Raw genomic sequence first — 11,004 nt, 5'->3', positions numbered from 1 at the left:
GGGCGAATTGCACGCATTCTGACTCTGCCACAAGAATGTGAATGCGCGATGGCATGATTTCTGGCATCACCGTACTCGGATCACGCAAAGAGGGTTGGATGATGAAACTGCTTGCGATCGTATTTTCCCTGCTGGCTTTCCCCGCGCTTGCGGGCGATCTGCAACCTCAGGAAGGTTGGGCGATCTACCCGTCGGGCAAACCCTATTCAGAACTTGTTGCCGACACGGTTTCGGCGGTGAAGGATAACGGGCTGATCGTGGTAACTCAGGCTGGCCCAACCAAGGCGGCGGCGTCACGCGGAATTACCATCCCGGGCAACCGCGTGATCGGGGCGTTCAACAACGATTACGCCGTTCGCGTGCTTGAAACCTCGACCGCTGCAATGATCGAAGCTCCGATCCGGTTCTATGTCACCGAAAACAAAGACGGCACTGCGACACTGTCTTACAAGACACCCAGCTATGTGTTTGCGCCTTATGTTTACGAAGGAGGCGAACCCCTGATGGACATCGCGCAGGAATTGGACGCAAAGTTCCAATCCGTCGCTGAAACCGCAGTCAAATAGTCACACTGGCGTGAACCCGCTTGCGTCCGGTGCGATCCTCCGCAATTTGCTTAGAGAACAGGAATTCGGAGCACACCTCATGCAAGACCCCACGCCCCGCGCCGCGGACCTTTTGGCCCAACGTTTGTACGAGGCCGGGTGCCGACATGCGTTCGGTATGCCTGGTGGCGAGGTCCTGACACTTGTTGATGCGCTGGAAAAGGCCGGGATCACCTTTCACCTGACCAAGCACGAAAACGCAGCCGGGTTCATGGCCGAGGCGGTGCATCACCGCGATGGAGCCCCCGCCATTCTGGTGGCGACACTTGGGCCCGGCGCGATGAACGGCATAAATGTCGTGGCCAACGCGTTGCAGGACCGGGTTCCAATGATCGTATTGACGGGCTGTGTCGATGCGGATGAGGCGCTGACCTATACCCATCAGGTCATGGATCACGGGCAGGTCTATCGCTCGATCACCAAAGGCACGTTTACGCTGACCGCCAAAGGCGCAGATATCATTGCCGACAAGGCGGTCTCGCTTGCCAATCAGCCGCGTCCCGGTCCGGTGCATATCGACGTACCGATCTCGGTCGCCGATACGCCTGCTTCTGGTGTGAAACCTCGCCGCCTGGCCAAAACTGCACCTGTCGCGCCTGAAGGCGAATGCCTGGAAAAAGCCCGCCGCTGGGTCGCTGATGCGGAACGTCCGCTGGCGATCGTGGGGCTTGATGTGCTTTATGACGATTCCCGCTGTATCGTCCGGGCCTTCCTTGAGCATTTCAACATTCCCTTTGTCACCACCTACAAGGCCAAAGGCGTGGTGCCCGAGGATCATCCGCTGTGCCTGGGCGCTGCGGGATTGTCGCCCTTGGCAGACAGCCATCTTGTGCCGCTGGTCAAGCAGGCCGATCTGGTCCTGTGCCTTGGCTACGATCCGATCGAGATGCGCCCCGGCTGGCGCGAGATCTGGGATCCGGAGGAAAAGCGGGTCATCGACATTTCCGCAGTGGTCAACGACCACTATATGCATCAGGCGGGCCTTAATCTGGTGGCAGATACCGGGGCCACGCTGGAAGCCATCGCCAAAGGCAATCCGGCGCGGCAGACCTGGTCCGCGGATGAGCCTGCTCAGGTCAAGGCAGCGCTGGCGAAGGCGTTTCCAACCGATGACGAATGGGGCCCCGCCGGTGTGATCGCCGAGACCCGCGCCGCCCTGCCCGCCGAAACGCTCGCCACCGCCGATAGCGGCGCGCATCGCATCCTGCTGAGCCAGATGTGGGAGTGCGGCGAAGAACGCGGGCTGATCCAATCCTCGGCACTGTGCACCATGGGCTGTGCCTTGCCCATGGCCATTGGTCTGAAATTGGTCGAACCTGATCGTCCGGTGATCAGTTTTTCCGGTGACGCAGGCTTTTTGATGATCGCCGGAGAGCTTTCGACCGCCTCAGAGATGGGCGGTAACCCGATCTTTCTGGTTTTTGTCGATGCCAGCCTTGCACTGATCGAGTTGAAACAGCGCCAACGGCAGATGGGCAATCGCGGGGTCGATTTCGACCGCCACGACTATGCCGCGATGGGCCGCGCCTTTGGGGGCTATGGACATACGGTACGCAACCGCGCAGAACTGCGCGCGGCACTGGACGCGGCGGTCAAAGCCGACCGTTTCACAGTGATCGCCGCAGAGATTGAGCGTGGGGGATATGATGGCCGCATCTAAGGGACCGCTGCAGGGCGTCAAGGTTCTGGACCTTTCGCGTATTCTGGCCGGACCGACCTGCACGCAGCTGCTGGGGGATCTGGGTGCCACCGTTATCAAGATCGAAAACCCCGCAACCGGGGGGGATGACACCAGACAATGGGGGCCCCCCTATGTGACGGATGCCGATGGCAACCCATCGGACCTGAGCGCCTATTTCATGTCTGCCAACCGGAACAAGAAATCCGTCGCCCTGGATATCTCGTCGCCCGAAGGACAGGCCGAGATTCGGCGGCTGGCCGCGCATGCAGATATCCTGATCGAGAATTTCAAACCGGGTGGCCTGGCCAAATACGGGCTGGATTATGCCAGCCTGTCCAAGGATTTGCCGGGGCTCGTCTATTGCTCGATCTCGGGCTATGGCCAAACCGGACCAAACGCCAGCAAGCCGGGATATGATCTGATGGCTCAGGGCTATGGCGGGATCATGTCTCTGACCGGCGATCCCGACGGCGCGCCGATGAAAGTTGGCGTCGGCATTGCGGATGTGATGTGTGGCATGTACGCGACCGTTGGTATTCTGGCGGCCTTGCGCCACCGCGACCAGACCGGCGAAGGCCAGCAGATCGACCTTGCCCTGGTCGACGCACAGGTTGCCTGGTTGATCAACGAAGGTGTCAACTATCTGACCTCGGGCAGCGTACCGCAGCGGCGCGGCAACGGGCATCCCAACATCGTGCCTTACGGTGTCTACGAAACCGCCGACGGGCATGTGATTCTGGCGGTTGGAAATGACAGCCAGTTCAAACGCTTCTGCGACTTCATCGAACAGCCGGATCTTGCAGACGACCCCAGATTTGCCACCAACCCTGCCCGGCTGGAAAATCGCGACGCGCTGAACGCTCTGCTGAACCCTGCGGTCAGGGCACGACAGACCGCACATGTGATTGCAGGGCTTGAGGCGTTGAAGGTTCCGGTTGGCCCGGTGCAGACGATGGATCAGGTTTTTGCCACCGAACAGGTTGCCGCACGCGCCATGCAAATCTCGATGCAGGCAGAGCCCGGAGAGGTGAACCTGATCGGAAATCCGCTCAACCTGTCGCGCACGCCTGTAACATATCGCAGTGCTCCGCCTGTTTGCGGGGCCGATACCCAGGCCGTTTTGAACGCAGAGAACCCCTTCGAAGATTGAAACACTCTGCCCAATTAGGCGGCAAGTTGCTGAAACATGTCGTTGAATCGGCGGATTTATTCACTTTTTGCACACACGGCTTTTCACCAATTCGAGAGCAGGGTCGATACTGATACGACGCCGCTGCACACTCTGCTACATCAAACAGTGTCAGATTACTCAATCAGATTGGACCCAAGAATGAAACAAGACGTTTTCGGACAGATGAACACCCTGACCCAGCCGGCAAGTGTCGAGGCATGGGATGGTGTTCTGCTTGGGTTCATGGCGCATGCTGCCGTCACCCCGCAGCATCTGGGCAAAGTGCTGGAGCTTGAGCCCGACTTTGCGCTGGGCCATGCGGTCAAAGGTCTGTTCATGGTATTGTTGGGGCGGCGCGAGATGATCGCGGTAGCCCAAGACGCCCTGACAGCCGCCAAAGCCGCGATGCAGCGGCAGCCTATCTCAGCACGCGAGACGCTTTATGTCGAAGCGCTTGAGATGTATCTGGCCGATCTGCCCTCGCAAGCGATCCAGAAATTCGAAGAGGTCCTGCGCACCCATCCCGAAGACAGCCTGGCGATGAAGCTCAGCCACGCAACACGGTTTGTGCTGGGCGATGCCGAAGGCATGCGCCGGTCGATTGAACGCGTGATGCCCGCCTATGCCCCGGACCACCCCGGTCGCGGCTATCTGCTGGGCTGCCATTCCTTCGCGCTCGAGGAAACCGGAGCCTATGAAAAGGCCGAGATTGCGGGGCGTCAGGCGCTGTGGATGGTGTCAGATGATGCCTGGGGTCTGCACGCGGTGGCGCATGTGCACGAAATGACCGGCAACGCGCAGCTGGGGCTGGATTGGCTGGCCGGGCGCGAGGCTGCCTGGGCCCATTGTAACAACTTCCGCTATCATGTGTGGTGGCACAAGGCGCTGATGCATCTGGATCTGGGTCAGGTCGACCAGGTGATGGAGCTGTATGACCAGCATATCCGCAAGGACAAGACAGACGATTACCGCGATATCTCGAACGCGACCTCGCTGTTGTCGCGACTTGAGCTGGAAGGCGTCAATGTCGGCAGCCGCTGGGAAGAACTGGCAGATCTGAGCGCCAACCGGACCGAGGATGGCTGCCTGATCTTTGCCGACCTGCACTATCTGCTGGCGTTGACCGGTGACAATCGCGGTGACGCGACCGGCAAGATGCTGCAGCGCATCCAGAAGGACGCACAGCGCAATCAGGGCGACACCCCGATCCGCATGTCTGATCCGGGCGTCGCCGCAGCCAAAGGGCTTGAGGCCTTTGGTGACGGGCTTTACGGGCAAGCCTTTGATTTTCTGTCGACTGCGCGCGACGGAATGCAACTGGCGGGTGGAAGCCACGCCCAACGTGATGTATTCGAGCGCATCACAATCGACTCGGGCCTTCGGGCGGGGCGTCTGGATGATGTCGAGCGCATCCTGGACGATCGCCGCGCAAAACGGGCCGGAGGCGAGGACAACTATGCCATCGCGCGCCGCGCCCTGATCGACGCGGCCCGGGACAGCGACGACGCCCAAAGCGTCCCAGCCGAATAACGACAAGACCTAAAAGGACCAAGACCGAATGGCGACCATATCGCCCTCTTCTGATTTTGCACCGGTTGCGGCAGCCCCTGCCGCAACGCCGGCCCGCACGCGCGACCCGCGGCTGGATTTCTATCGCGGCATCGCGATGTTCATCATCCTGATTGCCCATATCCCCAGCAACCCCTGGTCCAAGTGGATTCCAGCGCGGTTCGGATACTCGGACGCGACCGAGATTTTTGTGTTCTGCTCGGGCATGGCCTCGGCCATCGCATTTGGCGGGGCGTTCATGAAAAAGGGCTGGCTGATGGGCACAGCCCGCGTCGCCTTTCGGATTTGGCAGGTCTACTGGGCGCATATTTGCCTGTTTTTCTTCGTCGCAATGACGATGGCTGCGCTGGATCAAAGCGGATCGTTCGAGAAAACCTATATCTCGTCGCTGAACCTGCAGCATTTCTTCAAGGATCCGGCCTCGCAAATGGTGGGGATATTCACGCTCACTTATGTGCCGAACTACTTTGACATTCTGCCGATGTATCTGGTCGTTCTGGCCTTGATGCCGCTATACATGGCGCTTTATCGCGTCAGCTTTTGGCTGATGGCGGCGGCCTGCGTGGGCATCTGGTTCGTGGCGCAATTCGGCGTGCTGGGGCTTCCGGCAGAACCCTGGTCCGACCGAAAATGGTTCTTCAACCCGTTTGGTTGGCAGCTTTTGTTCTTCACCGGTTTTGCCTTCATGCGTGGCTGGATACCCGCCCCGCCGGTGTCGAAAACCCTGATTTGGCTGGCTGCGGGCTTTCTGATGCTTTCCGCGCCGTTCGGGTCCTGGAAAGTGTTCTCATGGATCAATGACGCTGCCCCTAGTCTAGGAGAGATTCTGCGCCCGGTCTGGCCTCTGACGGAAGAGCTCCGCCCGAAAACAGAGTTCGGCCTGCTGCGGTATCTCCATTTCCTGGCACTTGCCTATCTGGGCTGGGTCGCCGCGGGCGCGCAGGGCCACCGCCTGATTGCCACCGGGCACAGCCTGGGAGCGCGCGCCTGGCAAAACGTGCTGGCCGTGATCACCAAGGTCGGCCAGCAATCCCTTGCGGTGTTTGTATTTTCCATGGCCATGGCCCGTCTGATCGGCGTGGCCCTGGATCAGGTTGGGCGGGAATTCGCCCCGGTCTTCGCAGCCAACATGATTGGCTTTGCCATGATCATCGGCGTGGCCTATTTGGCCGCGTGGTTCAAGTCACAACCCTGGAAGTCGAAGAAATGAACTTTACCCGTCGCGCATTTCTGGCCTCGTCAACGGCTCTGGCCCTTGCCCCGTCTGCATATGCTACCGGCGGCGAGGCCCCGTTCGACCGCAATGTCGTAATCGAGATGGCCCGCGATCTGGCCAGTCGCCCTTATGCCAAGCGCGAGATGGTGCCGCAGGAATGGCAGGACCTGACCTATCAGCAATATCGCTCGATCCGGTTCAAACTGGAAAAGGGGCTTTGGTACGACACGCAAACCCCGTTCGAAGTCGATTTCTTTGCGCCCGGCCTGTATTTCCCGCGCGCGGTTCAGATTTCCGTGGTCGACCATGAACAGGTCACGCCGGTGGCCTTCGATCTGGACATGTTCACCAAAAGCGAGGATGTGCCCACCTTGCCGGCAGACGAATCCCTTGGGTTTTCGGGCTTCCGGCTGCGGGCCGAAATGCACCGTCCGGGTTTGACGGACGAGTTCTGCGTCTTTCAGGGTGCCAGCTATTTCCGCGCCATCGGTCTGCACGAGGCGTATGGCCTTTCGGCGCGCGGGCTGGCTCTGAAAACAGGCGATCCCGACGGAGAGGAATTTCCCGATTTCATCCGCTTTTGGCTAGAAAAGCCTGCACCCGGGCAGCGAGACATGGTTGTCCACGCGCTGATGGACAGCCCGAGTGTCAGCGGCGCTTACCGGTTTGAAATCACGCCGGGGCAGGATTGCATCATGAATGTCGAGGCGACGCTGTTCCCACGCGAAGAGCTGCTGCATGTGGGCATCGCGCCGGGAACTTCGATGTTCCTGTTCGATCAGACCAATCACAGCCGCTTTGACGATTTCCGCCCAGCGGTGCATGACAGCGACGGGCTGCTGGTCCGCAATGGCGCAGGCGAAGTGATCTGGCGCCCGCTGGCAAACCCGACCCGCCTGCAGGTATCGTCTTTCGTCGACACCAACCCCCGCGGTTTTGGCCTGATGCAGCGCAAGCGCGCCTTCTCGGATTACGCCGATCTTGAAGCGAACTACCACAAACGCCCCAGCCTGTGGGTGGAACCCAACGGGGATTGGGGCAAAGGCTCGGTCACTCTGGTCGAAATCCCAGCGGATCAGGAAATCTATGACAACATTGTCGCTTACTGGCGTCCGTCTGATCCTTACGCCGCTGGCAGCCAGGTTGACCTGTCCTATCGCCTGATCTGGGGCGAGGAACCACAGCGCACGCCGATGCCACGCGTCATCAACACAGCTATGGGCGACAATACCTTTGGCGAGGGACGCCTGGCGGTGATCGATTTCGAGGCCAGCGATCTGTTCGACGATGTCGACGCCATGACCATCTTTGTGGATTCGCCCCATGCCGAGACCTCGGATGGAGTGCTGCAACGCAATCCCGACACCGGCGGTTTGCGGCTGGCGTTTTCCTTTGAACCCGGCGAGCGCAACCATGTGGAACTGCGCGCGCAATTGCTGAAAGACAAACAACCGGCCTCTGAGGTCTGGTTGTACCGTTGGACCACATGAGCCGCGATCTGCATATCATGCCGCCAGAGGCCCCTCTGGCGATGCCCGCGCAGGATTTCAGCGCTGGGTTCCGCGACGCGGACGCGCCCTCAAATACGCGCACGCCGTCGGCCGGGTTTTGGCGGGCGCTGGCCTTCTCTCCTGCCATGGCCGCAACTCTGGGGCTGTTGTGGGTCATGAGCGACTGGTTCGGTGCCGAAGGCATCAATCTGGTCGAAGGCATCCTGCTGGCGCTGATTTCCTTCAACTTTTTCTGGATTTCCTTCACCGTCTGCACCGTCCTGCTGGGCATGGTCTCGCTGTCGCGGCAGGATGCGCCGAAACGGGACCAGACCGCGCAGCCCTTGCGCGTGGCCCTGCTGACGCCGGTCTATAACGAGGTGCCCTGGAACGTGCTGGGCAATGCCCGCACCATGCTGGAGGACCTGCAAACGCGTGGCGGTCGGCATCACTATGCGATGTTCATCCTGTCGGACACGCGCGACCCCGAAATAGCCGCGCAGGAACAGGCCAGTGTCGAGGCGTTGCGCACCACGTTGGCACCGGGGCTGGAACTGTATTACCGCCGCCGTGAGCAGAATACCGACCGCAAGGTTGGCAATATCGCCGACTGGGTCAGCCGCTGGGGCGCGGATTGGGACGCCATGCTGGTGTTGGACGCGGACAGCCTGATGACTGGCCGCGCCATTGCCCGCCTCACCGATGCGCTGGCGCGGGATCCGGGGGCTGGCCTGATCCAAAGCTATCCGCAGCTGATCGGCGCGCAGTCGGTCTTTGCCCGCATGCAGCAGTTTGCCAACGGCGTCTACGGCATTGCCTTTGCAGAAGGCCTGGCCCGCTGGTGCGGGCAAGAGGGCAACTATTGGGGTCACAACGCCATCATCCGCACCAAAGCCTTTGCCACCAGCGCGGGCTTGCCCAAGCTGCGCTCGTTCAGCGGGCAGGACAAACTGATCATGAGCCACGACTTTGTCGAGGCAGGTCTCTTGCGTCGTGCAGGCTGGGCCGTGCGGTTTCTGCCGCGCATTCGCGGATCGTACGAAGAAACGCCGCCCACATTGATCGACCACGCGATGCGCGACCGGCGCTGGTGTCAAGGCAACTTGCAGCATCTGAAACTGCTGGGCTCCAGCGGGTTCCGGGCGGTGTCGCGGTTCCATATGTTCCACGGTGCTGTCGGCTATCTAATGTCACCGTTGTGGTTTGCGCTGCTGGTGATGTGGGCCCTGATCGGTCAGGGCAAAGAGGCGTCGGTCCTCTATTACTTCAGCCCCGACAATCCGCTGTTCCCGCAATGGCCCGAGATGTCGGAAACCCGTCACGTACTGATCATTCTGGTGATGTATGCCATGTTGCTGGCGCCCAAGGTTCTGGGCGTATTGGCCCTGCCCCTCAGCGGGGTGCGATATGCCGAGTTCGGAAGCCGTCACAAATTCCTGACCTCGTTCCTGGCCGAGGTCGTATTGTCGATCCTCTACGCACCGATCCTGATGGTGCAACAGATGATCGCCGTGTTGCGCACCGCCTTCGGCATCCAAAAAGGTTGGTCCCCGCAGGCTCGCGATGGCGGCAGCTATGGGCTGCGCACGCTGGTGCTGTGCCATGCGCTGGAAACTGTCAGCGGTTTGGCTTTGACGGCGGGCATTCTGTCCGGCCTGGTTTCGGTCTGGCTTGCCCCGATTGCAATCAGTCTTGCTCTGGCCATCCCGCTTTCTGCGCTCAGCGGTGTCTCTGCCGGGGCAGCACGGCGCATGGTCGGTATGCGAGAGGATGTCAACGAGCCTGCAATCACCCGCTCTGCCCGCCGGTACCGGGACGAGCTCAAGCGGTTGGTTGAGGGCAAAGGCAACCTGACCCCGGCAGAATGATCAGCTGCCGGGCAGGCCTTCGTACCAGTCGATGATCATGTCAGACCATCCTTGCGGCACGGAATGGCCACCGGGAAACAGGGCAAATTCCAGCACACCGCCGTCATCGGTGCAATTGACCCAGCGGCGACGCATGAACTGATCTGTTGTGCTAAAGCCCGATGGTTTGTCATCGGTACAGCCGTTTGCTTCGCGCCAAATCTCCAGCCCGGCAAAGATGTCGCCCTGCTGAAACCTGCCACCTCCCAGCACCCGCCCTTCCAGCGGTACAACGTTGTCAATCCAGCCATGAGTATGGAACAGCCGCACAGGGCCATCACAGCTTTCAGGATGCGGGCGCCAAAACCCGCCAGAGACCGGCACATAGGCCGAGAACGTGTCGGGCGCATCGCAGGCGAGGTAATTAACCATGAACCCGCCCGCCGAAAAACCACCCAGCAGCACCCTGTCAGGGTCGATGCCAAACCGTTCGGCTGCATCCTCGACCACTTCGGTCAAAAAGGCCGTTTCATCACGATCCCCGAAGCCGGGATAGAAATTCCAGCTTTGCGGCGCACCTTCGCGGTCGCGTTTCAAACCTTCGGGCGCCATCACCGCGTATCCCCGCGCCAGCAGCGGCTCGACCATACCTCGGTTGCGCATCGTGCCGGTGCCACTGCCGCCATAGCCGTGCAGAAACACCATCAGCGGCGCATTCTCGGCCTGCGCGGGCAGTTCGATGTTGTATTCACCCATCGGGGTCTGGCACGCGGTTTCCTGATCGGCACACCCGGCCATCGCAGTTTGCCCCGCTACGGCAACCGCGGCTGCCAGGCTGAAATTTCGGATCATCCTGTATCCTCATCAAAATCAAGAACCGGCAGCCCGGCCCGTACCCAGCCCGGTCCCGCCGCCGAGCCCAACATGCCTTCGGGAACATCTATGATGTTGGTAAATCCTGCTTCGATCAATCGGTTGGTCAACCGGGCCGAGCGCACACCCCGCGCACAGATCAAGGCAATGGCCGCGCCCTGGTCGCCATCGACCAGATCGTCCAGCGCGGTCACGAAGTCATCGCGCCGCATGTCCAGAGGCACCGCGCCCTCGCCCACGCCCGAGGCGCGCCATTCATTGGGTGTACGTATATCGACCAGCAGAATGTCGCCTTGCAACGCCTGATCATGGGCCTCGGTGACCGTGATCCGTTGTCCGGCATGGGCTTCGGGGATCAGACGGTACTCGCGAATGGCAAAGCCTGCGGCCACGGCCGCGCCGCCGCCAATCAACACCCACCTGCGGGTTCGATTTGTTTGTTCCGCCACGCCGTGATCTCCTGTCTTCTGGCGCAAGTTCTATCACAACATGGCCCGCATCGTGGGGCAGAAAAGCGGGCCGAAGGATCAAGTTCGCGTCATTTTCTTTGCA

At 60.5% G+C, this 11,004-nt stretch carries 9 protein-coding genes; 7 read left to right on the top strand and 2 right to left on the bottom strand.

All coding sequences use genetic code 11. The features are described from left to right. The first annotated feature begins 101 nt into the window (after positions 1–101). The 7 genes from ACR0AG_RS04475 (at position 102) to mdoH (ending at position 9,600) form a co-directional block, all read left to right on the top strand. Positions 102–566 carry a DUF302 domain-containing protein gene (locus tag ACR0AG_RS04475; protein ID WP_480836879.1) on the top strand — a complete coding sequence of 155 codons (465 nt, stop codon included), beginning with the start codon at positions 102–104 and terminating at the stop codon, positions 564–566. A 79-nt stretch (positions 567–645) separates the two neighbouring features. Next, positions 646–2,265, top strand: a complete 1,620-nt coding sequence (locus tag ACR0AG_RS04470) for a thiamine pyrophosphate-binding protein (protein WP_480836779.1) — start codon at positions 646–648, stop codon at positions 2,263–2,265. Continuing rightward, positions 2,252–3,436 (top strand): CaiB/BaiF CoA transferase family protein, encoded by a 1,185-nt coding sequence (locus ACR0AG_RS04465; protein ID WP_480836777.1) that lies wholly within the window; start codon positions 2,252–2,254, stop codon positions 3,434–3,436. The genes ACR0AG_RS04470 and ACR0AG_RS04465 overlap by 14 nt, the downstream gene beginning before the upstream one ends. Positions 3,437–3,616: 180 nt before the next feature. Further along, complete coding sequence (locus ACR0AG_RS04460; RefSeq protein ID WP_480836775.1) at positions 3,617–4,987, top strand: tetratricopeptide repeat protein; 1,371 nt, start codon at positions 3,617–3,619, stop codon at positions 4,985–4,987. A 28-nt stretch (positions 4,988–5,015) separates the two neighbouring features. Beyond that, a complete protein-coding gene (locus ACR0AG_RS04455) occupies positions 5,016–6,236 on the top strand; it encodes an OpgC family protein (protein WP_480836773.1) in 1,221 nt (406 codons plus the stop codon). Further along, the gene (locus ACR0AG_RS04450) at positions 6,233–7,732 is read left to right on the top strand and encodes an OpgD/OpgG family glucan biosynthesis protein (protein WP_480836772.1); all 1,500 of its coding nucleotides are present in this window, start codon (positions 6,233–6,235) and stop codon (positions 7,730–7,732) included. Before ACR0AG_RS04455 ends, ACR0AG_RS04450 begins: the two co-directional genes overlap by 4 nt. After that, entirely contained in the window at positions 7,729–9,600 is a 1,872-nt protein-coding gene (gene mdoH, locus ACR0AG_RS04445; protein WP_480836770.1) for a glucans biosynthesis glucosyltransferase MdoH, read from the top strand. Before ACR0AG_RS04450 ends, mdoH begins: the two co-directional genes overlap by 4 nt. Here mdoH and ACR0AG_RS04440 read toward each other — a convergent pair whose 3' ends face one another. Both ACR0AG_RS04440 and ACR0AG_RS04435 read right to left on the bottom strand, forming a co-directional pair. Next, positions 9,601–10,431, bottom strand: coding sequence for a CE1 family esterase (locus tag ACR0AG_RS04440; RefSeq protein ID WP_480836768.1), 831 nt, complete (start codon positions 10,429–10,431; stop codon positions 9,601–9,603). Beyond that, positions 10,428–10,901, bottom strand: coding sequence for a rhodanese-like domain-containing protein (locus ACR0AG_RS04435; RefSeq protein WP_480836766.1), 474 nt, complete (start codon positions 10,899–10,901; stop codon positions 10,428–10,430). Before ACR0AG_RS04435 ends, ACR0AG_RS04440 begins: the two co-directional genes overlap by 4 nt. Positions 10,902–11,004: the final 103 nt, after the last annotated feature.

It is taken from the genome of Ruegeria sp. H6 (genome assembly GCF_056532975.1).
Note: the sequence above shows the minus strand (reverse complement) of the source record. Positions and strands in the feature narration are given on the sequence as shown.